This window comes from Streptomyces sp. NPDC017095, assembly GCF_044332325.1.
GTDB lineage: Bacteria > Actinomycetota > Actinomycetes > Streptomycetales > Streptomycetaceae > Streptomyces.
The window spans coordinates 53,917-77,741 of sequence record NZ_JBIROU010000008.1; the positions used below are offsets into that span (position 1 = coordinate 53,917).

A 23,825-nucleotide genomic window follows, 5' to 3' on the forward strand; every position below is an offset into this window, starting at 1 on the left:
GTGGTGCCACCATCGCCCTCTCCGGACGGGACGACCGCCGAGCTGTCGTACGGCACGGCCCGCCGCCTGGCCCCCCGGCCTACGGCGCACGGGTACGGCCACCGTGCCGGGTGACCGCGGCACGCTGACCACCTCGCCCGGACGGGATGACCGGCCGCCCTGGCCCTACGAGGCGGCCCGCCCGGCCCGGCCGTAAGGCCACACGCGCCCGCAGGGGACAACCGCCGGTCCTCTCGAAGGGGACGGCCGCGCGGCCCCCGCCGGACCGCACCCTCCCCAACACGCGGGCGCCCCCGACGACCCTCCCCGGAACGAACACCACCCGGCCCGACCTCACCCCACTCTGCTCCTTCCTCCCTCCCTCTCCTCCCCCACCGACTCCCCCTCCGAAAGGAACCCCGTGGACCGTCTCACCAACGCCGTCCGGCCCTATCCCTGGGGCTCGACCACCGCGCTGCCCGCCCTCATGGGGCTTCCGCCGGACGGCTCGCCGCAGGCCGAGATGTGGATGGGCGCGCATCCCGCCGCGCCCTCCCGAGTGGAGCGCGCCGGAAGGCAACTGGGGCTCGACCGGGTCATCGGCGCCGATCCGGCGGGCGAGTTGGGCGACGGCCTCGTGCGGCGCTTCGGGCCGCGGCTGCCGTTCCTGCTCAAACTGCTGGCCGCCGACGCCCCGTTGTCCCTCCAGGTGCATCCCGACGCGGAACAGGCTGCCGCCGGCTTCGCGCGGGAGAACGCCGAGGGCATCCCGCTCGACGCCCCCCACCGCACCTACCGGGACGCCCAGCACAAGCCGGAGATGATCGTCGCGCTCACCCCGTTCACGGGTCTGTGCGGGTTCCGGCCGCCGCGCGAGAGCGCCGAGCTGCTGGACGGCCTCGGGGTGGACCGGCTGGCCCCATACGCCGCCACGCTCCGCTCGGCCCCGGAGGAGACGGCGCTGCGAGAGGTCTTCTCCGCCTTCCTCTCCCTCGGCTCCGACGCGCCGGACCTGCCGGCCGAGATAGGCGGCGCGCTGGCGGCGGCGGCGCGGCGGCCCGGGCCGTTCCGGGAGGTCTACGAGGTGTACGAGGTGATCGCCCGGGCCTATCCGGGTGATCCGGGTGTGCCGGCGGCCCTGCTGCTCCGGCAGGTCCGGCTGGCGCCCGGCGAGGCCCTGTTCCTCGGGGCGGGCGTACCGCACGCCTATCTGGAGGGTCTGGGGGTGGAGGTGATGGCGGCCTCGGACAACGTGCTGCGCTGCGGGCTGACGAGCAAGCACGTGGACGTGCCCGAGCTGCTGCGCGTCCTGCGCTTCAGCGCGCCGCCGACGCCGGTGACGCGTCCGGTGCGCGGGGAGGGCCGCGAAGAGGTGTACCCGGCTCCTGTCGACGACTTCCGGCTGTCCCGTCTCGTGGTGGACGGACCGGACGGGCCGGAAAGCGTGCACGCGTTGCCGGGTGCGCGGCCGCAGATCCTGGTGTGCACCGAGGGCACGGTCCGGCTCGCCGGCGCCGCCGGAAACGAGGTCGTGCTCACGCCGGGCGGCTCCGCCTACGTGCCGGCCGGCGAGGAGATCACGGTCTCCGGTGCGGGCACGGTGTTCCGGGCCACCACGGCCGTATAGCGACAACCGGCCCGGTACTCCCGTATAACGACAACTGAACCGGGACTAAACTTAACCGGTTTGGTCCGGGTGGTTGTCTCCTCAAGAAGTCTCGTTCTAGCCTCTCTCCCAGCCGCCGACCGAGGCATTGCCGCGCATTCCCCACCTGACGCGACGTCAATCTGTGCTTCGGCGGTGACGTGTCGTCCCGCTGCCCGGTGTGAGCCGCATTCCGACGCCCGGGCAGCGGGATCACCAGACCGGCTCGCGTGCATTCCTCTCCGGCGCACGCGCCACCATCTTGGGAGCACAGATGAGAAAGAGACTGGCCACCGCGGCGGGAGCGCTGCTGGCCCTGGCCGCCTCGGTACTGGCCGCGGCACCGGCCGCGCAGGCGGACGCGCAGGCCACGCCGGGCTTCCACGTCGCCGACGGGCGGCTGCTGGACGCGAACGGCGGGGACTTCGTGCTGCGCGGTGTGAACCACGCGCACGCCTGGTACCCCGACCGGACGGCGCAGACCCTGAAGGACGTCAAGGCGCTGGGCGCCAACTCCGTGCGCGTGGTGCTCGCCACCGGCGACCGCTGGACCAAGAACGACACCGCCGACGTCGCGGCCGTCGTCGCGCAGTGCAAGCAGAACCGGCTCGTCTGCGTCCTGGAGGCGCACGACACCACCGGCTACGGCGAGCAGGCCGGCGCCGTCTCCCTCTCCCGCGCCGTCGACTACTGGACCAGCGTCAAGTCGGCGGTGCAGGGCCAGGAGAAGTACGTCATCCTCAACATCGGGAACGAGCCGTACGGCAATACCGGGTACGCCTCGTGGACGGCCGACACCAAGAACGCCATCGCGCGGATGCGGGCGGCGGGCTTCACGCACACGCTCATGGTCGACGCCCCGAACTGGGGCCAGGACTGGTCCTTCACCATGCGGGACCACGCGGCCGAGGTATTCGCCTCGGACTCCGCGAAGAACACGGTGTTCTCGATCCACATGTACGGCGTGTTCAACACCGCCGACAAGGTGAAGGACTACCTGAACCGGTTCACTTCGCAGCATCTGCCCATCGTCGTCGGTGAATTCGGCAATATGCACTCGGACGGCGACCCGGACGAGGACGCGATCATGTCCACCGCGCGCCAGCTCGGCGTGGGCTACCTCGGCTGGTCGTGGAGCGGCAACGGCGGCGGTGTCGAGTACCTGGACATGGCGACCGGCTTCGACGCCTCCCGGCTCACCGCCTGGGGACAGCGGATCTTCTCCGGTGCCGACGGCATCAAGCAGACCGCCAAGGAGGCCGGCGTCTTCTCCGGCACCGGGCCGGCCACCGGGAGCTGCGCGGTCGGTTACCGCATCAGCGACTGGGGCAACTCGTTCAACGCGGACGTCACCATTCGCAACACCGGCGCGGCGGACGTCAAGGGCTGGCAGCTCGCCTTCGCCTTCCCCGGCGGACAGCAGCTCGGCTCGGTCTGGAACGCCAAGGCCGTCCAGCAGGGCACCCAGGTCCAGGCCGGCAACGAGTCCTGGAACGAGACCATCCCGGCCGGCGGCACCGTGAGCTTCGGCTTCAACGGCTCCTCCACCGGCACCAACGGCGTACCGGCCGCCTTCACCCTCAACGGCGCCGCCTGCGCGAAGAGCTGACCGGGTTCCATGGCACGGCGAGAGGGCCGCGTCCGGTGCGGACGCGGCCCTCTCCCGCGCGCACCGCCTACGAAGCCGCCCCCGGCGCCGGCGCGGTGGAGCCGCGCGGTGTCAGCGACGGCGTCGGCGCCTGGTGGTCACCGGTGTGCGTGCCGTCGATCACGTCGAACAGCACGCGCGTCACCTCGGCGCCGAAGTGGTGCACGTCGTGGCTCATGGCCGACATCGTGGGGTGGGTGATCCGGCAGAGCTGGGAGTCGTCCCACGCCAGCAGCGACAGGTCGTCGGGGACGGTGAAGCCCATCTCCGCGGCGACGCCCGCCCCGGCGACCGCCATGATGTCGTTGTCGTAGACGATCGCGGTGGGCCGGTCGCCGGCGAGCAGCAGGCTGCGGGTGGCGCGGGCGCCCTCCTTCTCGTCGAAGCCCGTGGCGATCTGCCGCGCCTCCTCCAGGCCCAGCTCCCGGACCGTGTCGGCGAAGGAGCGGGCCCGGATGGCGCTGTGCCCGAGTTCGGCGGGGCCGCCGACGCGGGCGATACGCCGGTGGCCGAGGGCCGCCAGATAGCGGACGGCCTCGGCGACCGCGGAGGCGTCGTCCGTCCACACGGCCGGGAAGGGCCCCGTCAGGGAGGGATGGCCGACGGCGACCACGGGAAGGCCGAGCCCGCGCAGGGCGGGCACCCGCGGGTCGTCCTCGCGGAAGTCGACCAGGATCGCGCCGGCGATCATCCGGCCGCGCCACCACTCCTTGTAGACCGCGACCTCCTCGTCGGTGTCGCGCACCAGGCGCAGCAGCAACGAGCAGGACCGCTCCACGAGGACGCTCTCGATCCCGGAGACGAAGTCCATGTAGAACGGTTCGAGTCCGAGCAGCCGGGCGGGCCGGCACAGGGCCAGCCCGATGATGTCGACCCGCCGGCTGGACAGGCTGCGCGCGGTGGCGCTGGGGGCCCAGCCCAGCTCCCGGGCCACCGCGAAGATCCGCTCGCGGGTGGCCTGGGAGACACCGGGCTTGTGGTTGAAGGCGAGCGAGACCGCTCCCTTGGACACGCCCGCCCGGGCCGCGACGTCCTTGATGGTGACCCGCTGGTCGGATTCGCTCACACCACGTCCACGCAGAACAAGGCGGCCCGGACGGCGTCGACGGTGACGGGGCCGCAGCCGTGGACCGGGATGCGCGCCTGTTCGCCGGGCAGCAGGGTCTGCCGGCCGCTGTCACAGGCGGCGTCCGGGCCGAGCCGGTCGGGCTGGAGCAGGAGGTCCCTGACGAGAGTATGTGCGCTCACCACGACGTCGACTCTATCCCCCCGGCCGGGCACGGGCTCCAGCGTGACGTCGTAGCGGGGCCGGGGGCAGGCGAAGTCCTTGTCGGCGACCGGGACGTGCAGGGCGCGCAGGGCCGTCCCGGGTCCCGGCCCGTCCGCGCCGGAGGGCTCCGCCGCGTCGGCGACCAGGAACTCCTTCGCGGACCGCGCCTCCGGCAGCAGCCGTTCGGGCACCGCGGTCCGGGCGACGGAGCGCGGTTCGGCGCTCACCTGGAGGACGGCCTCGGCGACGGTGGTGCCGTCGGTCCGCATCCGCCGCAGCGTCACCGCCGTACGCCAGGGCGCCGCCGACTGGTTGACCGCGGCGAGCACCAGTCCGTCCGCGGCGGGCCGGAGGGTGAGGAGGTGGTCGGCGTAGAGGCGGCGCAGCTCGTGGTAGAGCGGCTTGGGGCGGCCGTCGCCGTCGACGGCGGACCAGGAGGTGACCGGCCAGCAGTCGTTGAGCTGCCAGACGATCGTGCCCGCGCACACCGGCCAGTGCGAGCGCCAGTGCTCGACGCCGGCCGCGACCGCGCGGGCTTGGACGAGCTGGGTCAGATAGTGCCAGCGGTCGAAGTCGTTCTCGGGCAGCGGGAGATGGCGGGCGACACCGCGGTTCAGCTTGCCGTTGCCGTCCTCGGCCTTCTGGTGGTGGAGCATGCCCGGGGAGTCGGGCGCGAGCCGTTCGCCGGGCAGCGCGCGGCGCAAGGTGGCCAGCGCGGGCGGTGCCTGCCAGCCGAACTCGGCGACGAACCGGGGCACGCTCTCCAGGTAGTCGGCGTAGTCCCGGCGGTTCCACGCCTCCCACGAGTGGTGGGTGCCGTGCGCGGGGTCGTTGGGGTGGTGGTCCCAGGAGCCGGACCAGGGGCTGCCGGCGGCGTAGGGGCGGGTGGGGTCGAGTTCGGCGACGATCCGGGGCAGCAGGCCCAGGTAGTAGCCCTCGCCCCAGGAGTCGCCGGCGAGCGGGGCCTCCCAGTCCCAGTCCCGGAAGCCCCACAGGTTCTCGTTGTTGCCGTTCCACAGCACGAGCGACGGGTGCGGCATGAGCCGGACGACGTTGTCCCGCGCCTCGGCCTCCACCTCCGAGCGCAGCGGCTGTTCCTCCGGATAGGCGGCGCAGGCGAAGAGGAAGTCCTGCCAGACCATGAGGCCCAGTTCGTCGCAGGCGTCGTAGAAGGCGTCGTCCTCGTAGATGCCGCCGCCCCAGACCCGCACCAGGTCGACGTTGGCCTCGGCGGCCTGGGTGAGCCGGGTGCGGTAGCGCTCGGGGGTGACGCGGGAGGGGAAGGCGTCGTCGGGGATCCAGTTGACGCCCCGGGCGAAGACGCGCACGCCGTTGACGACGAAGGTGAACCCGGTGCCGTGCTCGTCGGCCGAGCGGTCCACCTCGACCGTGCGGAAGCCGATCCGGCGCTGCCAGGTGTCGAGCGGGCCGCCCTCCTCGTCGCTCAGGGCGACGGCGAGGTCGTAGAGGGGCTGGTCGCCGTAGCCGCGCGGCCACCACAGGCGCGCGTCGGGCACCTCCAGGCGCAGCACCGCCTCGTCACCGGTGAGGACGGTCTCGGCGCGGGCCCCGGCCACCTCGGCGGTCACCCGCAGGGCGCGGTCCCGTCCCCGCGCGGTGCGCTCCACCTCCAGCCGTACCTCGACCCGGCCGGTTGCGCCGTCCACGGTGACCAGGGGCCGGACCCGGGCGAGGCGCGCGGTGGACCAGTGCTCCAGCCGGACCGGCCGCCAGATGCCCGCCGTCACCAGCGTCGGGCCCCAGTCCCAGCCGAAGCTGCACGCCATCTTGCGGATGTACTGGGAGGGTTCGGGATAGACGTTGGGCCGCTCCCCCGTCACCGCGCGGACGGCCGCGGCCTCGTCGTAGGCGGAGGCGAAGCGGACCTCCAGCGCACCGGTGCGTCCGGTGACGTCGAACCGGTAGCCGCGGTGCATGTTGCGGGTGGTGCCCAGGGGCCGGCCGTCCAGGGTGAGGGAGGCGGCCGTGTCGAGCCCGTCGAAGACGAGGTCGGTGCGTTCGTGGCCGCTGTCGTGCCCTAGGTGCCGGACGTAGCTCCAGGCCTGGCGGCCCACCCAGGCGACCTCGGTCTCGTTGCGGCCGAGGAAGGGGTCCGGGATGACCCCGGCCGCCAGCAGATCCGTGTGGACGCAGCCCGGCACGCGGGCCGTGAGCAGTTCCTCCCCGTGGCGCAGGCTCCAGCCCTCGGTGAGCTGGGTGACGTCCTTCATGGTGCGGCTCCAATCGCCTGACTCAGGCCGGTCGAGGGACAACGGCGCACAACCTAACGCCCTGATCAACGCACTGTCCATAAACCGGTCTAGCTACGAGACCGTAGGTCACCGAGCGGAAACCCGCATTCCACGGGACTGGTCACTCATCGACGGTAACGATTAGGCATCGCGGTCGAAACTTGAGCTTTACCGGTTAACCAGAGGCTGACATAGTGCCGACATCCCACTCGCAGAGCTGAGCCGCGACCCTGAAGGAGCTGGGCACATGGACAAGAGGAAGGCGCTCACGGGAGCGCTTCTGGCCGTCACGGTCCTCACCGCCGCCGGATGCGCCGGGGGAGGGACGGTCTCCGGTGAGACGGCGAAGGCACCGGCCGACCCCTCCGACGCCTCCGGCACCATCAAGGTCCTCACCCACCGCACCGACCTCGTCCAGAACGGCACGATGGCCCGGTACGCCGCCGAGTTCAACAAGACCTACCCCAAGGTGAAGGTGAAGTTCGAGGCCCTCACCGACTACGAGGGCGAGGTCAAGATCCGGCTGAACACCGAGGACTACGGCGACGTCCTGATGATCCCGGCCGCCGTCGCCAAGAACGACTACCCGAAGTTCTTCGCCCCGCTGGGCACCGCGAAGGAGCTGGGCGGCACCTACCGCTTCAGCGACAAGACCGAGGTCGGCGGCAAGGTCTACGGCATCGCCCAGTTCGGCACGGCCAACGGCTTCCTCTACAACAAGGCCGTGTGGAAGAAGGCCGGCATCCGCGCGTGGCCGGCCACCCCGCAGGAGTTCCTCGCGGACCTGAAGGCCGTCAAGGCCAAGACCGGCGCCGTGCCGTACTACACGAACTTCAAGGACGGCTGGCCGCTGACCGCCTGGAGCAACGACATCGGCTCGGTCACCTGCGACGCCAAGGCCAACGACAAGCTGGCCGGACCGGTCTCGCCGTGGCGCAAGGGCGGCGAGCTGCACACCATCGACTCCCTGCTCTACGACATCGTCAAGGGCGGCCTGGCGGAGAAGGACCCCAGCACCACCAACTGGGAGGCGTCCAAGGGCCTGATCGCCCAGGGCAAGGTGGCCACCATGCAGCTGGGCTCCTGGGCCGTCAACCAGATGCGCGACGCGGCGAAGAAGGCGGGCACGAACCCGGACGACATCGGCTTCATGCCGTTCCCGGTCCAGAAGGACGGCAAGTTCTGCGCCGTCCTCGCCTCCGACTACCAGCAGGCGGTCAACGTCCACTCCTCGCACAAGGAGGCCGCCCGCGCCTGGATCGACTGGTTCACCCAGAAGTCGGGCTACTCGGCGACGGAGGGTGCCGTCCCGGCCCTGAAGTCCGCTCCCATGCCGGGCACGCTCAAGGACTATGTTGACAACGATGTCACCTTCCAGGAGCGCTCGGAGGCGAAGACCGGCGAGGTCAACACCATCGACAACGCCGCGGAGATCGGCCTGAACAAGCCCGACTACCGGCAGAAGTTGGTGGACCTGGCCCGCGGCGCGCAGAAGGGCAGCCTGGACGACTTCTTCGCGGACCTCGACAAGCGGTGGGACGACGCGGCCCGGTCCGCCGGTTCCTGACCGGCACCGGCGTCCGTCCCGTACCGACCGAAGCCAGGCGGGCGGGCGGCGGCTTCGCGGCAGCGGGCGGGACGGCCCCGGCGGCTTCGCGCGCGGCGGACGGGATCGCCGTCGGCGCCGGACCCGGCGGACGCCGGACGGCACCGGCGGGCGGCCGGGTCCGCGGCGGACAGCGGCGGTGTCCGTTCCCCGTCGCCGCGCGGCGCCGTCGGTGCCCGCTCCCCCGCGCCGTACGAGGCCGCCCGCCGCTGCCGGTGCACCGCACCGCCGGTGCCGCCGCCCGTCGTACCGCCGTGAAGACGAAAGGCCCCCGATATGACCGAGACGACCCGAACGGCACCCGCGAAGGTGCCGCGTGCCGCCGCACCACCCCGCCAGACGCCCGGCCCGGACGGCGGCCGGGGCGGACGGGTGCTGCGCCGGCTCACCCCGTGGCTCTTCCTGGCCGTCCCGCTGGCCCTGCTGGTCACGTTCACCTACGTGCCCGTGGGCAACATGATCTACTACAGCTTCACCGACTGGGACGGCGTCAGCCCCGACCGGAACTTCACCGGGCTCGACAACTACGAGCAGATCTTCACCCGGCCCGAGCTGTTCCGGGTGTTCTTCGTCAGCTTCTACTACCTCGCCGCCTCGGCCGTGCAGATCGTGGTCGCGCTGTACTTCGCCACGGTGCTCAGCTTCGACCTGCGCCTGCGCAACCTGTTCAAGGGGATCCTGTTCTTCCCCTACCTGATCAACGGCGTGGCGATCGGCTTCGTGTTCCTGTACTTCTTCCAGGACGGCGGCACGCTGGACTCGGTCCTGTCCTGGTTCGGCGCCGGCTCCGACCACGCCTGGCTCGGCGATCCGGCCTCGGCGAACACCTCGCTGGCGGGTGTCTCCGTCTGGCGTTTCACGGGGCTGAACTTCGTGCTGTTCCTCGGCGCGATCCAGTCGATCCCCGGCGAACTCTACGAGGCGGCCCAGCTCGACGGGGCCTCGCGGTGGCAGCAATTCCGGCACATCATCGCCCCGAGCATCCGCCCCGTGGTCAGCCTCAGCGTCATCCTGGCGATCTCCGGGTCCCTGTCGGTGTTCGAGATCCCGTACATCATGACCACCGGTGCGACCGGCACCACGACCTTCGTCATCCAGACCGTCAAGCTGGCCTTCCAGTTCAACAAGACCGGCCTGGCCTCGGCCGCCGCCGTCGTCCTCCTCCTGATCATCCTGGTGATCACCTGGATCCAGCGCCGCCTCGTGCCCGACGAGAAGGTGGACCTCGTATGACCACGCCCCTGCCCGCCCGGCGCCGTCGCCTGTCCCCGGCCCTGACCTATCTGACGCTGGTCCTGGCGTCGCTGGTCGTCCTGGTGCCGCTCGTCGTCGTCTTCCTGACCTCCCTGAAGACCTCGAAGGAGGTCACCGACGGCGGTGCGCTGTCGCTGCCGCACGACTGGCTCAACTTCCACAACTACGCGACGGCCTTCCACGACGGCAAGATGCTGTCCGCCTTCCTCAACACCACCGTCATCCTGCTGTTCTCGATCACCGGCACGGTGCTCATCGGCTCGATGACCGCGTACGCCATCGACCGGTTCGACTTCCGGGCGAAGAAGCCGGTCATGGCGCTGTTCCTGATCGCCACCCTGGTGCCGGGAGTCACCACCCAGGTGGCGACCTTCCAAGTGGTCAACAGCTTCGGGCTGTTCAACAGCCTGTGGGCGCCCATCCTGCTCTACATGGGGACGGACATCGTCTCGATCTACATCTTCCTGCAGTTCATCCGGGGCATCCCCGTCTCGCTCGACGAGGCCGCGCGCCTGGACGGCGCGAACTCCTTCACCATCTACTGGAAGATCATCCTGCCGCTGCTGAAGCCGGCCATCGCGACGGTCGTGATCATCAAGGGGATCACCGTCTACAACGACTTCTACATCCCCTTCCTGTACATGCCCTCGGAGGACCTGGGCACCATCTCCACCGCGCTGTTCCGCTTCAAGGGCCCGTTCGGGGCGCACTGGGAGGACATCTCGGCCGGCACGATCCTGGTGATCGTCCCGACCCTCGTCGTCTTCCTCTTCCTCCAGCGCTACATCTACAACGGCTTCGCGCAGGGCGCGACCAAGTGACGGACGTGCCGTCAGGACGCGACCCGCCGGCAGACCTCGTCGACCAGCTCGCCGGCCGCGTCCAGCGCGGTGCCCAGGGTGTCCGGGCCCGTGCCGAGCGCGGCGAACACGGCGTGGGCCCGGGCGGCGAACCCGGGCGGAGCGGACGGCAGTTCCCCCGCGGCCCGCACCGCGCCCTTCTCGTTCAGCACCCAGCGCCGGCCGTGGGCGTGCAGGGCGTGCGCGAGCAGCCCCACCGCGCGGAAGAGGCAGCCGGCGACATAGAAGGTGTCGCCGCGCGCCGCCCCCTTGCGGGCGCACGCCAGGATGAACGGAGCCTCCCAGCGCGCCTGGGCGATCAGGGCCGCGCGCAGCGGTTCCGGATAGCGGCGTGTCTCGCGCCGCAGGGCCGTCAGCTCGCCGCCGGGGTCCGCGAGGACCTGCCCGAGGGCGACCTCGCCGGCGTACGCGTGTGAGTACACGCCCAGCGGGTGACCGGGCTGGGTGCCGGTCTCGAAGCGTCCCGCGCGGCAGTCCGCCCACACCCGGCGCACCCGGTCCAGGTCCCGGTAGATCCAGTCGACGCGGTGGCCGTCGACGGTCAGCCACGCCCCGCCGTCCACCCACGGCCCCCAGCCGCCGGGTTCGGTGACCTCGACCGGCGCGCCGGTCAGCTCGGCCGCCAGGCGCCGCAGGGCGGCGGTGTCCAGGGGCGGCCGGTAGTACAGGCCGAGGTCGTAGTCGGAGCCGGGGCCAGGGGTGCCGCTCGCCCGGCTGCCGCCCAGGGCGACCGCGACGACTCCGTCGATGTCCGCCAGCCGCCCGGCGATCTCCCGCAGACGTTCCATGCCCGGCAGCCTGCCCGAGCGCGGCACCGTCCGCGACCCGTTTACCGGCGGCCGGTCCGGGTGCGGCACCGTCCACGGCCCGATTACCGGCAGCCTGCCCGAGCACGGCACCGTCCACGGCCCGTCTACCGGCGGCCGGTCCGGGCGCGGGCACCGCACGCCGGTGCGTACTTGACATAATCAGCCGGTTTTCCATCTCGTTTCCGGCCAACCTGGCCTGCCCCCGGCGCGGGACGCTCACGCCCCCCGCGGCACGGCCGCCCGGCGGGCACACGCCGTACGGCAGGGCCGGGAGCGCTCCTCGCCGCCATCGGGCCGGACGGCTCCGCCACACACGCCGACGCGGTGTTTTCCGGTCGGTGTGAACATCCTGTGGAGCAGCGGGCGACGCGGCCCATAAGGTTGACGCGTAGCAGCCATGGCCGAGCGGTCCGGGAGCCGGCGGCCGCGGTCAAGGGCTTCCAGCTACCCCCCACCGAGGCGGAACACCATGACCATCCGGGTACTCATCTGCGACGAACTGCCCGTCATAGGGAACGGCTTGAGAACGCTGCTCGACGCCGTACCGGACATCGACGTGATCGGCACCACCGACAGCGGTGTGGAGGCCCTCGTGCTGGTCCGCACCAAGCGGCCCGATGTCGTGGTCACCGATCTGAGCCTGCGCACCATGTCCGGTCTGGAGCTGATCCGCCGGCTCGGCAAGGAGGTCGCCGCGCCCCATATCGTCGTCTTCACCGGGTCCGACACCGACCAGACGGTGAGCGACGTGCTGCACGCCGGCGCGAGCTGCCTGCTCGGCAAGGACGCGAGCCCGCAGGAACTGGTCACCGCCGTCCGGGCCGCGGCCGCCGGCCGGACCATGCTCGCCCCGGACATCGCCCACCGCCTGGTCACCTGGTTCCGCGAACAGCCCGCGGCCCGGCAGTCGCGGGCCTACCCGGAGGTCACCGAACTGACCCCGCGGGAGAAGGAGATCACGCGGATGGTGGCCCGGGGCATGTCCACCGAGGAGGTGGCCCGCGAGCTGACCATCGGCGTGGCCACCGTGCGCACCCACCTGTACCGGGTGCGCACCAAACTCGGTGTCCGCGACCGCGCCCAGCTCGTCTCCCTGGCCTACCGGTCCGGGCTCATCCACTCCGCCGCCGGGGCCGCCGGCGAGGCACGGACCGGACCGCGCGAGGACGTGTACGCCGGCTGATCTCACCGGGGCCCCGGCACCGTCCCGGCCGCAAGTCCGGTGCCGTCGCCGGTGCCGTCGTCGTCACCGCCGCGCCGGGCCAGGTCGAGACGGGCGGCGCCGGCCTGCCGCCACAGCGCGGCCGGTGCGCCGTACCGGCCGGACTCCGCCGCGGCCAGCCGGAAGTAGCGGTGCAGTCCGAGTTCCGCGGTCATCGCCCGTACGCCGCAGCTCTGCATGCACACCCGCACCACGTCGCGCGCGGTCTCGGCGGCCATCGCCAGCGCCACCACCGGCGCGGTGCCGGTCCCTTCGGGCGCGTTGTCGACCAGCCACGCCCCCCGGTACACCGCCGCCCTGGTCGCGCGCACCGCCACCATGGCGCGCGCCAGCGGGAAGGCCACCGCGGGCAGATCGCGCAGCCTGGTGTCGAACTGCCGCCGGACGCCGGCGTAGCGGACCGCGGCCTGGTGCGCGCCGTCGGCGATGCCCAGCAGATAGGCGGCCTGCCGCAGCCGGGCCCGGGCCAGCGCGCCGGTGGGCGAGTCGTCCAGCTTCGCGACCACGTCCGCCGCGGTGACCGGCGTGGCCTCGAACCGGACGACCGGCGGCCAGCAGGTGTCGTCCACGCTGCGGCCGGGCGCGCCGGACGGCACCGCGAACAGCACCGGCTCGCCGTCGGTCCGGGCGGCCACCAGGAGCGTGCCGGGCGCGGGGTCGTCGGCCGTGGCGGTGCCGGTCAGCTCCCAGCCGCCCGCTCGCGGTGCCGCGGTGATCCCGGCGCCGGCCGGCAGCGCCTCCAGTCCCGCCAGCGCCGCGTCCGCCGGGCCGCCCGTGTCGGCGGCCAGCGCGCCGGCCCGGTAGGAGTTCCCGCGTGCCGCGTAGCCGAGTTCCTCGCTGACGAGCACCCCGGCCGTCAGGCCGAGGTCCAGGCCGCCGGCGGCGGCGGGCCGTTCGAAGTCGGCCGCGCCCAGGGCGTCGAGGACCGTCCGCGTGGGGCCGAGGGCTCCGTCGGTCACCGGCGCGCCGTGCACCCCGGGCGGGGCGGGGACGCCGGCGAGGGCCGTGCGCAACGCCTTGCGCACCTGGACGTGGAGCGGATCGGGGGTGAGGTCCATGTCAGCGCTTCTCCTGTCCGAGGTTGTCGAACGAGGCGGCCATGATCTGGAGCATCACCTCGGAGGTTCCCGCCGACAGCGTGAGGCCGGGCGCCTCCCGGCGGGCGGAGTCCAGGATGACGGCCGCCCGGGTGCGGCCGGCCCGCTGCGCGGCGTCCGGGATGTCCGCGGCCCACGCGGCGATGTCCTGGGCGAGTTCGCTGCTGTGGTACTTGGCGACGGCGGCCGCGACCGGGTCGACCCGGTCGGCGGCTAGCCCGGTGAGCACCTCCCAGGCCAGGGCGTGGTCGGCGGTCAGCGCGCCGTCCCAGCGGCCGATCCGTTCGAGGTGGGCGTCGTGCGGCGCGTCCGGCTCGCGGTCGAGCAGCGCCTCCAGCGCGGCCTGGAGCCAGTACTCCGCCTTGAGGTGGTAGTCGAGGCCGGTGCGTTCGATGGCCAGGGCCTGGTCGAGCAGCGGCCAGCCCTGGTCGCGCGCGCCGAGGAGGTCGTCGCCGGACACGCGCACCGCGTCGAGGTCGACCCGGTGGAACTGCTCGTCACCGATGCCGGGCAGCACCGACACGGTCACGCCGGGGGCTTTCAGGTCGACCAGGAACAGGCTGATCCCCTGGTACTTGCCGGCACCCGGCGTCGTCCGGGCCGCGCACAGCCCGAGGTCGGCGAAGCGGGTCTTGAGGCTGAACACCTTGGTGCCGGTGATCCGGTAGCCGTCGCCGTCCGGTTCGGCCACGGTGCTCAGCGCGCCGAGGTCCGATCCCGCGTCCGGCTCGGTGTAGAGCACGGACGCGAAACGCTCCCCGCGGGCCAGCGCGGGCAGGTGCCGCCGCCGCTGTTCGGGGCTGCCCGCCATCAGCAGGAACTGGCCGACGATCTGGATGGTGTTGACGTGCGGCGTGTCCGGCACGCCGGCGCGCACCAGTTCCTCGGCGACGATCGCGGCGTCGGTGAGCGGGCGGCCCGCTCCGCCGAACTCCTCGGGCCAGTGCACCGCGAGCAGTCCCCGTTCGCCGAGCAGCCGGTACAGCGGCCGCTGGTCCGGCTCCACACCGGCCGCGGGCACGGCCCCGGCCACCGCCGCGCGCACCTCGGCGGAGCGCAGCGCCTGTCGCACCCGAGCCCGGAACCGCTGTTGTTCCTCGGTGAATCCGTACCGCATGGAGGTCTCCTCAGGAGGCGAGCGTCTGTTCGATCGCGGTGACGATCCGGCCGAGCGCCGGTTGTGTGAACAGGGTGTAGTGGTCGCCGGGCAGGTCGCCGGTGTGGAACGGGCCCGTGCACACCGCCCGCCACCGCTCGGCGAAGACGGGGGCGTGGGCGGCGGTGGCCAGCAGGGTCACCGGACCGCCGTAGGGACCCGGCGGGTGATACGCCTCCAGCGCCAGCGCGCAGAACCGGAAGACGGCGTAGCGGTCGGCCAGCTCCTCGTCGGTGAGGCCGGGTTCGACGCCGAGCGAGGTCAGTGTCTCGCGCAGGCCGGCCTCGCCGGCCCGCGGGTCGTCCAGTACGGCGCGCACCTTTGGGCCGTCCCGGCCCGCCAGCCGGGCGACGTCGTGCACGAACCGCCGCCGTACCGTCGGCTCGTCCAGCGGCACGTCGTCCTCCGCGTAGGAGGCGTCCAGCAGCACCACCGGCGGCCGGCGGCCGGTGTCCCGCTCCAGTTGCCGGGCGGTCTCGAAGGCGAGCACACCGCCGTAGGACCAGCCGGCCAGGCAGGCCGACTCGGGCAGGCCGGCCGCGGTCAGGGCCCGCGCGATCCGGGCGGCGGTCGCCGTCAGCCCGTCCCCGGGAGGCAGCGCGGTGTCCTCGGGGTCGGCGGCGAACCCGGCCACGCCGATGCCCTCGCGCAACGCCCTGACCAGCGGGACGTAGCAGAACAGCGCGCCGCCCGAGGGGTGCAGCAGGACGACCCGGGCCGGGCCGGGCGGCCGCATGGACACCGGTGTCCGGCCGGCCACCGCCGCCTCGGCCTTGCGGCGGTCCGCCAGCAGGCGTGCGAGCAGCGCCTTGCGCGGTCCGGTCAGCCGGTCCGCGCGGTCTCCCGGCGCGGGGTTCACGAGCGCTCCCCCAGACCCTCGATCATCCGGGCGGCCTCCTCGTCGGACAGGTTCTCCAGCAGGTCGAGCAGTTCGTCCTCGCCGAGCCGCGCGGCGCTCGCGGTGTCGACGGCGGTGGCCAGGTGCGCGACGGTGGGCGAGGTGAAGAAGTCGGAGAGCGCGATCTCCACCCCGAACCTGCGGTTGATCGCCGACATCAGCTGGGCGGCCTGGAGGCTGTTGCCGCCCGCCTGGAAGAAGTCGTCGTGCACACCGAGCCGGTCGCTGCGCAGCAGCGGCGCGAGCACCTCGCGCAGCAGCACCCGTTCGGTCGCGGTACGCGGCTCGCCGCCCGCCCGGTCGCCGGCCGCCGCCGGGTCGGGCGCGGGCAGCCGGCGCCGTTCGACCTTGCCGCTGCTGGTGAGCGGGAGTTCGGGCAGGCAGACGAAGTACGACGGGATCATGTACGAGGGCAGGAGCGTGCCGAGCCGCTCGCGCACCGCCGGCACCTGCTCCCCGCTCACCCCGGTCACATAGCCGACCAGGTGCTTGTCGCCGGCGTCGTCGGTCCACGGCCGTACGGTGGCCTGGCCGACGCCGGGCACGGCGGCCAGCGCCGCTTCCACCTCGCCCAGTTCGATCCGCAGGCCGCGGATCTTGACCTGCTGGTCGAGCCGGCCGAGGAAGACCAGCCGTCCGTCCGGCAGCCGCTTGACCAGGTCCCCGGTGCGGTACAGCCGCCCGCCGGGCGCGGTGCCGAACGGGTCGGTGACGAACTTCTCCGCGGTCAGCTCGGGCCGGCCCAGGTAGCCGCGGGCCAGTCCGGCGCCGCCGATGACCAGTTCGCCCGGCACGCCGACCGGCACCTGGCGCAGGTCGCGGTCCAGTACGTGCGCGACGTGGTTGGTCATGGGCAGGCCGATCGGCGGCGAGGTGTCCCAGGTGCCGGCGCACTCCTCGACGATCATCGTCACCGTGCACTCGGTCGGGCCGTAGCCGTTGAACAGCCGCCGGCCCGGGTTCCACCGGTTCACCAGTTCGCCGCTGAACGCCTCGCCGCCGACGAACGCGATGTGCAGCGCGGTGAACTTCTCCGGGGCCAGCAACGGCATCACGGTCGGCGGCAGGTCGACGACGGTGACGCCGGCGCGTTCCAGCAGCGACTGGAGCCGGTCCACGGAGAGCCGTTCGTCCTCGGTGGCCAGGCACAGGCGGGCGCCGGTCAGCAGCGCGGAGAACGTCTCGAACACGGAGACGTCGAAGGTGATCGACGCGAAGCCGAGCACCCGGTCGGCGGGGGTCAGGCCGAACAGCTCCCGGGTGGAGTCGATGAAGTTGACGACCCCGCGGTGTTCGAGGAGGACTCCCTTGGGCCGGCCGGTGCTGCCGGAGGTGTAGATGATGTAGGCGACGTCGCCGGGTCCGGCCGCGAGCGGCGGGTCGCCGGCGGGCATCGTCTCGAGCCGCGCGCGGACCTCGTCCAGCGTGACGACGGGCGCGGCGACCTCGCTCAGCGCCCCGGCGGCCCCGGCGTGCGCGACCACCGCGCGCAGCTCGGCGTCGGCGGCGATCTCCGCGACCCGGGCGGGCGGGTGCGCCGGGTCGAGCGGCACATAGGCCGCGCCGGTCTTGAGCACCGCGAGCACCGCCGTCGGCAGGTCCGCGTTCCTGCGCAGGCACAGGCCGATCCGGGTGCCCGGGCCTGCGCCGTGCTCGCGCAGCAGGGCGGCGAGCCGGTTGGCGCGGGCGTTGAGTTCGGCGTACGTGGTCTCGGTGTCCGCGACGACGACGGCCACGCTGTCCGGGGCCTGCCGGACGCGGGCCTCGAACTCGGCGACGACGGTGGTCTCGCGCACCGGCCGCACCGGTCCCACGGCGATTTCGGCGAGGAACGCCTTGTCCGCCGGGCTCAGCATGTCCGCGGCGGAGAGCGGGGCGTCGGGGCCGGCGGTCAGGCCGCGCAGCAGCGTGTCGTAGTGCCGGGCGAACCGGGCGATGCTCTCGGCGTCGAACAGCCGGGTGTTGTACTCGATGTCCAGCAGCCCGTCGGCGCCGGGAGCGGCCGGTTCCGCCAGGTGCCAGCTCATGTCGAACCGGGAGGTGCCGGTGCGGGCGGTCTCGGGCGAGGTCACCAGGCCGGGCAGGCCGGGCTCGGGCGCCGCGTCGCGCAGGGCGAAGAGGATCTGGAAGAGCGGTGAGCGGGACGGGTCGCGGGCCGCGTCCACCGCGTCGGCCAGCCGGTGCAGCGGCAGGCCGGCGTGCGCGTGCGCGTCCGCCGTCACGCGTTTGACGCGCCGGACCAGTTCGCGGAAGGCCGGGTCGCCGCAGACGTCCGCGCGCAGCACCGTCAGGCCGGTGAAGCGGCCGATCAGCGCGGACACGGACGCGGGCCGTCCGGCGCCGTCCGGGGCGCCGATCACCAGGTCGTCCAGGCCCGAGTAGCGGTGCAGCAGGGTGAAGAAGGCGGCGGCGAGGACGTCGTAGACGCTCGCGTCCTCCTCGCGGGCCAGTTCCCGCGCCCTTGCCAGGCCCTCGTGCCCGACCGGGAAGCGGCCGCCGGCGCCCGCGAAGGTCTGCGTGTCGCCGCGGGGCCGGTCGGCCGGGAACTCCAGCACCTCGGCGCCCGCCAGTGTGTCCCGCCAGTACGCGGCCAGTTTGTCCGGTTCGCCGCCGTCCAGTCCGTCGCGCTGCCACACCGCGTAGTCCGGGTACTGCACGGGCAGTGCGGGCAGCCGGGGGGCTTCGCCGGCGCGCAGCGACCGGTAGGCCTCGGCGAGTTCGGCGGTCAGCAGGCCGAGCGAGGCCTCGTCGGCCACCAGGGCGTGCGCGTCGAACAGGAACAGGTGGTCGTCCGGCGCCACCCTGATCAGCTCCGCGCGCCACAGCGGCGCCCGGCTCACGTCGTACGGTGCGCCGAGCCGCTCGGCGACGAGGGCGCGCGCGGCGGCGAGCCGCTGTCCGGGGCCGTCGCCCGCCGCCTCGGTCAGCGGCAGTCCGACCGGGACCTCGGGCGCGACCACCTGGGCCGGGGCGCCCTCGCGCGGCACGATCGCGGTGCGCAGCGCCTCGTGCCGGGCGACGACCGCGGCCAGTGCCGCACGCAGCGCGCCCACGTCCAGGGCGCCCCGCAGCCGCAGGCACCGCGACACGCGCGGGGCCGGGCTGTCCGGTGCCGTCCGGCCGAGGAACCAGACGGTCTCCTGCGCGTGCGACAGCGGTGCCGGGCCGGTGTCCCCGCGGGGCGCCGGGCCCTGCCGGCCCGCGCCGTCGGTCTGCTCCTTGAGCCGGGCGAGGAACTGCGCGCGGCGCTCCGCCGGCAGCGCGGCGAGACGCTGGGTCATGTCGGTCATCGCAGGCTCCTTGCGGGCAGCGGCGCGTCGGTGACCTGGTCGGCGCGGCGGGCGGGCAGGTGCGCCAGCTCCGTGAGGGCGATGGACAGCACGTCGATGCCGCGCAGGTAGTCCGAGAGCACGATGTGCTCGGTGTCGGCGTGGTCGAGCCGGCTGTCGCCGGGGCCGTAGGTCGCCATCGGGATGTCCCAGACCTCGGCGAGGGTGTTCATGTCCGAGGTGGCCGTCTTCACCACCATCCGGGGCTGGGCGTGCAGCCGCCGGATGCCGGTCACCAGCGCGCGGACGGCCGGGTTGGACCGGTCCGCCCGGCAGGCCGCGACCGCGTTCAGCACTTCGAGGTGGCCGACGGGCAGGCGCTCGCGCAGGTCGCGCACCAGGCCGTCGATGTCGAAGCCCGGCGGGGTGCGGACGCTGAGGTCCGCCGTCGCCGAGGTCAGGTCGGCGTTGAGCTGGCAGAGCGTCGCGCCCGGCCGGGCGAAGGCGTCGTGGCCCGCGTCCGGACCGAGCAGGTCGACCAGCGCGGCCCAGCAGGCGACGGCCAGTTCGGACGCCTTCGGTGCCGGGTTGCTCGGGTGGGTGGCGGGACACTTGACGGTGTAGCGCAGGTCCAGCTTGCCCTTGTAGCCGAGGACCACGCTGGACCAGCCGCTCGGTTCGCCGATGAGCAGCGCGTCCGGCCGGTCGTGGGTGGCCCGGATCGCCATCGCCCCGCGGGAGCCCGGCGTCTCCTCCTCCACGACGCCGATCACCACGATCCGGCCGGGGAAGTCCACGGCGCTGGCCGCGGCGCAGATCATCGCCGCGAGCGGCCCCTTGGCGTCCACCGCGCCCCGGCCGTACAGCTTGCCGTCCTCGGAGCGGACCGGGAGCTGGCCGGGGACGGTGTCCAGGTGTCCGAGCAGCATCAGGGTGGGGCCGTCGCCGCGTTCGATCACGCCGATGACGTTGCCCACCCCGTCGATGTGCGCCTGGAAGCCCAGGTCCGTCATCGCCTCGGCCAGGAAGTCGGCCAGCGCGCGTTCCTGGTAGGAGGAGGACGGGATCTCCAGCATGCCGCGCAGCAGCCCGACGGCGTAGGTCTCGGTGACGTCACCGGACGAGGTGAAGGCCCAGTTCATCGTTGTGCTCGTTCCAGTAGGTGTCCGACGATGCGGTCCGCGACGTCGACCCGGTCGCCGAGGGCGGCCTGGAAACCGGTGAACTCGACCCGGTGGTTGACCTCCAGCACCAGCAGCCGGCCGTCCCGGTCCTCGATCAGGTCGACTCCGGCGATGTCGGCGCCGACCGCGTCGGCGGCGGCGACGGCCAGCTTGGTGATCTCCGGTGTCGCCTCGCACGGCAGGGTCGCGGCGCCGAGCGCCACGTTGGTGCGCAGCGACTCACCGGTCCGGTAGACGGCGCCCAGCAGGTCGCCGCCGACCACGATCGCCCGGATGTCCCGGCCGGGTTTGTCGATCAGTTCCTGTACGTAGCCGAGGTGCGACTGGGGGCCGGACAGCGCGGCGACGTACTCGAACACGCCTTCCGCGGCGGCCCGGTCGCGCAGCGGCACCACCAGCCGGCCCCACGAGCCGGTCAGCGGTTTGACCAGCGCCGGATAGCCGATGGTCTCCAGCGCGTCCAGCGCGGCCTGCGGAGTGAGGCCGAGCGCGGTGCGCGGGACCGGCAGTCCGGCCGCCCGCAGGGCCAGCGTGGTGCGCCACTTGTCGCCGCACACCTCGGTCGCGTCCGCGCTGTTGACCACCTCGACGCCCGCCGCGGCGAGACTGCGGGCCGCGTACGCGGCGCGGACCTGGCCGATCTCCCGGTTGAGCACGAGACGCCAGGGCAGGTCGCGCCGCCCGTCCAGGAACCACTGTCCGCGCGTGTCCACCTGGTCGAAGGCGACACCACGCCGGTCGAGCGCGTCGAACAGCCGTTTCTCGTCCGCGCCGACCCTGCTGGCGAGTACGGCGATCCCGCCGTCGCCCGGATGCTCTGGTGTCACTGACACGTGACCTCCGTAGTAGGACCAGTGGTTGGCCGGACGGCGCAACCGGTCTGCCGCGTCACAGTGGACGGTACGGGCGGGAGGTGCGGTGCGCGTCCGCGACAAGTGCAGCCGCGGGGACGCTTTGTGTTTACTCCGCCCGTCCGCGGCTGCGTGTTTCGCTTACCCGGGCCGGGCGCCGCCCGTGCCACTCTTGACTGGATTCCGGCCACCCGCCGCACCGGCGCCGCGCGTTTTCCGCCCGGCCGCCCAGGAGCCCACGCAGAGGGAAGGGGAAACCGTGGACCACGAAGCAGAACGGATACCGGTGCTCGCATTGTGGAGCGCACCGCGCAGCCGTTCCACCGCGTTCGCGCGGATGATGGCGGAACGGGGCGACCGCGTCGTCGTGCACGAACCGTTCTCCCAAGTGGTCGACTTCGGCGAGGTGAAAGTCGGCGAGCGGGTCGCGCACACGGAACAGGACGTGCTCGCCGAACTGCGTGCCCTCGCCGCGCAGAAGCCGGTGTTCTTCAAGGACACCACGGACTTCGCCTATCCGGCGCTGCTCGCCGACCGGGAGTTCCTGGCGTCCGCGACGCACACCTTCATCATCCGCCACCCGGCCGAGGCCATCGCCTCGCACCACGCGCTCAACCCGCAACTGGGCCGCGACGAGATCGGCTTCGCCCGGCTGTACGAGATCTTCGCGGCCGTGCGGGACGCCACGGGCGCCACGCCGGTGGTGATCGACTCCGACGACCTGCTGGACCGGCCGGCCGAGACCGTGCGGGCCTACTGCGCGGCGGTGGGCATCCCCTTCCTGCCCGAGGCGCTGAGCTGGCAGCCGGGCATGCGGTCGGAGTGGCAGGCGACCAGCCGGTGGCACGAGTCGACCAGCCGGACCGCCGGCTTCACCCGGGGCCCGGACCGCGGCGCCGACGCGGTGGCGGCCGACCCGGTGCTCGCCGCCTACCGCGACTACCACCTGCCGTACTACGAGCGGCTGCGCGCCGCCGCGCTGCGGCCGTGACCGCCCGGCCGCCACGGCCGGCCCGACGGCCCGGCACGGTACGGCGGCATGGCGTCACGGAAATCCGAGGTAATCACCGTGTGGACGAACCGCGCGCATCAGCGGCTTAGTCTGCGCCTACCGAACGGCATTCCAGTGAGGGGGATCACGTGACGGACATGCCGGTGGCCTCCGCTATGACCCGGCTGTGCGATCCGCTCGATATTTCCGGGCATCGCAACAACACGGCCATCTCCGCGGCAACGGAGACAAAAGCGGGGGCATTCAATGTATGGGGAAACTCGTTTGCCGCCGAGTACCTGCCCGCGGGCGGAAGTCTCGTCCAGGTGGCCGGTATTCCTTTCCGGTTTCCTCCGGTCTGCGACGGACCGGACAACATCCGCTGCGCCGGGCAGTTCCTCGGCGTGCCGGAGGGCCGCTACGACTGGATCCATGTGCTGGCGGCCGCCGAACGGCGCTGCGAGGACACGGTCGAGCTGCACTACGCCGACGGCTCGGTCGACGCGGAACCGCTGCGGGTCTCCGACTTCTGGGCGGCGCCCGCGTGGTTCGGCGAGGTGAAGGCGTTCGAGAGCCTCGTCATGCACTATCCGCACCATGTGCAGCGGGACGTCTGCGCGGTCATGTGGGCGCAGCGCGTACCGGTCACCCGGCGTGCCGCCCTGGCCGGCGTCCGCCTGCCGCGCAACGTCGCGGTGCACCTCTTCGCGGTCACCCTCCAGCGAGCGGAGGCCGGCGCATGAGCGAGGAGGTGACGGCACGCACGTCCATGATCACCGGCCCGGCGCCCGAGCTGTGGTACCGCGACCTGATCAGCTGTCTGCAGGCCACCTTCGGCACGGTGCTGGCCCGGGCGGGCGCCGATCCGCTGGCCGTGCTCGGCGCGGGCTGGCGGTTCCTGCACCTGCCGGGCGACGTGCGCTCCGAGGAGTTCTACTACCCGTGCCCGCCCGACGCGTCCGGTGACACCGACCTCGGGGCCGCGCTGGCCCCGCACCACGCGCTGCGCGCCCGCTGGTGGCAGCCCGCCGACGAGGACGACGTGTGGGCGGAGATGCGCGCGGCGCTGGCCGGGGACCGGCTGGTCATCGCCGCGGTGGACAACTTCCACCTGCCGTTCCGGCCCGCGTACGGCGATGTGCACGCCGCGCACCTGGTGGTGGTCTACGGCCTGGACGAGGTGCGCGGGGTGGTGTACGTCTCGGACGCGATGCCGCCCGCCTTCCGCGGTGCCGTCCCGGTCGAGGCGTTCCTGCGCAGCTGGGGCTCGGCCAACCCGACCGACGTCCAGGACGCGTTCTTCAGCGACTCCCGGATCGCCCGGCGCTGTCTCGACGTAACGCTCGACGCCCCGGCGCCGCCGCTGACCCCCGAGCTGCTCGGCGGTTTCCTGCGCACGGACGTCGAGGACTTCACCACGGCCGCGTCGGCCCGTACCGGTCTTGCCGGTTACGACGCGTTCGCCGCCGAGCTGCTCGACCGGTGCCGGGCCGGGGACGCCGGCGCGCTGCGCGAGCTGTACCCGTTCGGCTGGGGCATGCAGGCGCAGGCGTCGCTCCACGGTGAGCTGCTGCGCCGCTGCGGCCACGAGTGGGGCGATCCGGCGCTGGCCGGGGCCGGGCGGGCGGTCGAGTCCGTCGCGCACGCGTGGACCGGGCTGCGGATCACCGGCGCGCACGGGCTGGGCGACGCGCGTGCGGCCGCGGCCGACATCGCGCACCACGCCACCGCGCTGCGCGGCGCGTACGCGCGTGCGGTCGACGCCGTCGGCGCGGCGGCGGCGCGGCTGTGACCGCGCCCGGCCGGAGGCACCGTGACCATGTCGAGAGGACAG

18 protein-coding genes are annotated in these 23,825 nt (G+C 73.1%); 9 read left to right on the top strand and 9 right to left on the bottom strand.

Annotation, left to right across the window (positions count from 1 at the left end; translation table 11 throughout):
- Window positions 1-400 precede the first annotated feature (400 nt).
- Both manA and ACH4OA_RS17455 read left to right on the top strand, forming a co-directional pair.
- On the top strand, window positions 401-1,606 hold the full coding sequence (gene manA / locus ACH4OA_RS17450; RefSeq protein WP_397969630.1) for a mannose-6-phosphate isomerase, class I: 1,206 nt from the start codon (window positions 401-403) through the stop codon (window positions 1,604-1,606).
- A gap of 292 nt (window positions 1,607-1,898) precedes the next feature.
- Window positions 1,899-3,233, top strand: a complete 1,335-nt coding sequence (locus tag ACH4OA_RS17455) for a cellulase family glycosylhydrolase (protein WP_397969631.1) — start codon at window positions 1,899-1,901, stop codon at window positions 3,231-3,233.
- A gap of 67 nt (window positions 3,234-3,300) precedes the next feature.
- On the opposite strand, the gene ACH4OA_RS17460 is transcribed toward ACH4OA_RS17455, so the two are convergent.
- Both ACH4OA_RS17460 and ACH4OA_RS17465 read right to left on the bottom strand, forming a co-directional pair.
- Entirely contained in the window at window positions 3,301-4,338 is a 1,038-nt protein-coding gene (locus ACH4OA_RS17460) for a LacI family DNA-binding transcriptional regulator (RefSeq protein ID WP_365875078.1), read from the bottom strand.
- A complete protein-coding gene (locus ACH4OA_RS17465; RefSeq protein WP_397969633.1) occupies window positions 4,335-6,773 on the bottom strand; it encodes a glycoside hydrolase family 2 protein in 2,439 nt (812 codons plus the stop codon). Before ACH4OA_RS17465 ends, ACH4OA_RS17460 begins: the two co-directional genes overlap by 4 nt.
- A gap of 268 nt (window positions 6,774-7,041) precedes the next feature.
- Between ACH4OA_RS17465 and ACH4OA_RS17470 the strand changes: the two genes are divergently transcribed.
- The 3 genes from ACH4OA_RS17470 (at window position 7,042) to ACH4OA_RS17480 (ending at window position 10,475) form a co-directional block, all read left to right on the top strand.
- Window positions 7,042-8,361 (top strand): ABC transporter substrate-binding protein, encoded by a 1,320-nt coding sequence (locus ACH4OA_RS17470; RefSeq protein ID WP_397969635.1) that lies wholly within the window; start codon window positions 7,042-7,044, stop codon window positions 8,359-8,361.
- Between the two features lie 315 nt (window positions 8,362-8,676).
- A complete protein-coding gene (locus tag ACH4OA_RS17475; RefSeq protein ID WP_397969636.1) occupies window positions 8,677-9,633 on the top strand; it encodes a carbohydrate ABC transporter permease in 957 nt (318 codons plus the stop codon).
- A complete protein-coding gene (locus ACH4OA_RS17480) occupies window positions 9,630-10,475 on the top strand; it encodes a carbohydrate ABC transporter permease (RefSeq protein ID WP_397939191.1) in 846 nt (281 codons plus the stop codon). Before ACH4OA_RS17475 ends, ACH4OA_RS17480 begins: the two co-directional genes overlap by 4 nt.
- 11 nt (window positions 10,476-10,486) lie before the next feature.
- On the opposite strand, the gene ACH4OA_RS17485 is transcribed toward ACH4OA_RS17480, so the two are convergent.
- Window positions 10,487-11,302 (bottom strand): nucleotidyltransferase domain-containing protein, encoded by an 816-nt coding sequence (locus tag ACH4OA_RS17485; protein WP_397969637.1) that lies wholly within the window; start codon window positions 11,300-11,302, stop codon window positions 10,487-10,489.
- Window positions 11,303-11,792: 490 nt separating this feature from the next.
- Here ACH4OA_RS17485 and ACH4OA_RS17490 point away from each other — a divergent pair, with 490 nt between their 5' ends.
- On the top strand, window positions 11,793-12,506 hold the full coding sequence (locus tag ACH4OA_RS17490; RefSeq protein WP_397946322.1) for a response regulator: 714 nt from the start codon (window positions 11,793-11,795) through the stop codon (window positions 12,504-12,506).
- 2 nt (window positions 12,507-12,508) lie between these two features.
- On the opposite strand, the gene ACH4OA_RS17495 is transcribed toward ACH4OA_RS17490, so the two are convergent.
- Genes ACH4OA_RS17495 through ACH4OA_RS17520 form a run of 6 tightly spaced genes read right to left on the bottom strand, consistent with a single transcriptional unit; the run spans window position 12,509 to window position 20,982 of the window.
- Window positions 12,509-13,603, bottom strand: a complete 1,095-nt coding sequence (locus ACH4OA_RS17495) for an acyl-CoA dehydrogenase family protein (RefSeq protein ID WP_397969639.1) — start codon at window positions 13,601-13,603, stop codon at window positions 12,509-12,511.
- A gap of 1 nt (window position 13,604) precedes the next feature.
- On the bottom strand, window positions 13,605-14,759 hold the full coding sequence (locus ACH4OA_RS17500; RefSeq protein ID WP_397939184.1) for an acyl-CoA dehydrogenase family protein: 1,155 nt from the start codon (window positions 14,757-14,759) through the stop codon (window positions 13,605-13,607).
- Window positions 14,760-14,769: 10 nt separating this feature from the next.
- A complete protein-coding gene (locus tag ACH4OA_RS17505) occupies window positions 14,770-15,657 on the bottom strand; it encodes a thioesterase domain-containing protein (protein WP_397969640.1) in 888 nt (295 codons plus the stop codon).
- Window positions 15,654-18,986, bottom strand: coding sequence for an amino acid adenylation domain-containing protein (locus ACH4OA_RS17510; RefSeq protein ID WP_397969642.1), 3,333 nt, complete (start codon window positions 18,984-18,986; stop codon window positions 15,654-15,656). The genes ACH4OA_RS17505 and ACH4OA_RS17510 overlap by 4 nt, the downstream gene beginning before the upstream one ends.
- Window positions 18,983-20,107, bottom strand: coding sequence for a M20/M25/M40 family metallo-hydrolase (locus tag ACH4OA_RS17515; protein WP_365875056.1), 1,125 nt, complete (start codon window positions 20,105-20,107; stop codon window positions 18,983-18,985). The genes ACH4OA_RS17510 and ACH4OA_RS17515 overlap by 4 nt, the downstream gene beginning before the upstream one ends.
- Window positions 20,104-20,982, bottom strand: coding sequence for a RimK family alpha-L-glutamate ligase (locus ACH4OA_RS17520; RefSeq protein WP_365875054.1), 879 nt, complete (start codon window positions 20,980-20,982; stop codon window positions 20,104-20,106). Before ACH4OA_RS17520 ends, ACH4OA_RS17515 begins: the two co-directional genes overlap by 4 nt.
- Before the next feature lie 277 nt (window positions 20,983-21,259).
- Here ACH4OA_RS17520 and ACH4OA_RS17525 point away from each other — a divergent pair, with 277 nt between their 5' ends.
- The 3 genes from ACH4OA_RS17525 to ACH4OA_RS17535 all read left to right on the top strand — a co-directional run bounded on the left by ACH4OA_RS17525 (window position 21,260) and on the right by ACH4OA_RS17535 (window position 23,783).
- Window positions 21,260-21,991, top strand: coding sequence for a sulfotransferase family protein (locus ACH4OA_RS17525; protein ID WP_365875052.1), 732 nt, complete (start codon window positions 21,260-21,262; stop codon window positions 21,989-21,991).
- A 326-nt stretch (window positions 21,992-22,317) separates the two neighbouring features.
- Complete coding sequence (locus tag ACH4OA_RS17530; protein WP_397939180.1) at window positions 22,318-22,734, top strand: hypothetical protein; 417 nt, start codon at window positions 22,318-22,320, stop codon at window positions 22,732-22,734.
- Complete coding sequence (locus ACH4OA_RS17535; protein ID WP_397946317.1) at window positions 22,731-23,783, top strand: BtrH N-terminal domain-containing protein; 1,053 nt, start codon at window positions 22,731-22,733, stop codon at window positions 23,781-23,783. Before ACH4OA_RS17530 ends, ACH4OA_RS17535 begins: the two co-directional genes overlap by 4 nt.
- The last annotated feature ends 42 nt before the right edge of the window (window positions 23,784-23,825 follow it).

Bases quoted from the DNA above. Each gene is read 5' to 3' on its own strand.
- ACH4OA_RS17535 (WP_397946317.1), top strand. From the start codon at position 22,731: ATGAGCGAGGAGGTGACGGCACGCACGTCCATGATCACCGGCCCGGCG.
- ACH4OA_RS17510 (WP_397969642.1), bottom strand. From the start codon at position 18,986: ATGACCGACATGACCCAGCGTCTCGCCGCGCTGCCGGCGGAGCGCCGC.
- ACH4OA_RS17495 (WP_397969639.1), bottom strand. From the start codon at position 13,603: ATGGACCTCACCCCCGATCCGCTCCACGTCCAGGTGCGCAAGGCGTTG.
- ACH4OA_RS17485 (WP_397969637.1), bottom strand. From the start codon at position 11,302: ATGGAACGTCTGCGGGAGATCGCCGGGCGGCTGGCGGACATCGACGGA.
- ACH4OA_RS17475 (WP_397969636.1), top strand. From the start codon at position 8,677: ATGACCGAGACGACCCGAACGGCACCCGCGAAGGTGCCGCGTGCCGCC.
- ACH4OA_RS17480 (WP_397939191.1), top strand. From the start codon at position 9,630: ATGACCACGCCCCTGCCCGCCCGGCGCCGTCGCCTGTCCCCGGCCCTG.
- ACH4OA_RS17490 (WP_397946322.1), top strand. From the start codon at position 11,793: ATGACCATCCGGGTACTCATCTGCGACGAACTGCCCGTCATAGGGAAC.
- ACH4OA_RS17455 (WP_397969631.1), top strand. From the start codon at position 1,899: ATGAGAAAGAGACTGGCCACCGCGGCGGGAGCGCTGCTGGCCCTGGCC.
- ACH4OA_RS17465 (WP_397969633.1), bottom strand. From the start codon at position 6,773: ATGAAGGACGTCACCCAGCTCACCGAGGGCTGGAGCCTGCGCCACGGG.
- ACH4OA_RS17470 (WP_397969635.1), top strand. From the start codon at position 7,042: ATGGACAAGAGGAAGGCGCTCACGGGAGCGCTTCTGGCCGTCACGGTC.
- ACH4OA_RS17515 (WP_365875056.1), bottom strand. From the start codon at position 20,107: ATGAACTGGGCCTTCACCTCGTCCGGTGACGTCACCGAGACCTACGCC.
- ACH4OA_RS17500 (WP_397939184.1), bottom strand. From the start codon at position 14,759: ATGCGGTACGGATTCACCGAGGAACAACAGCGGTTCCGGGCTCGGGTG.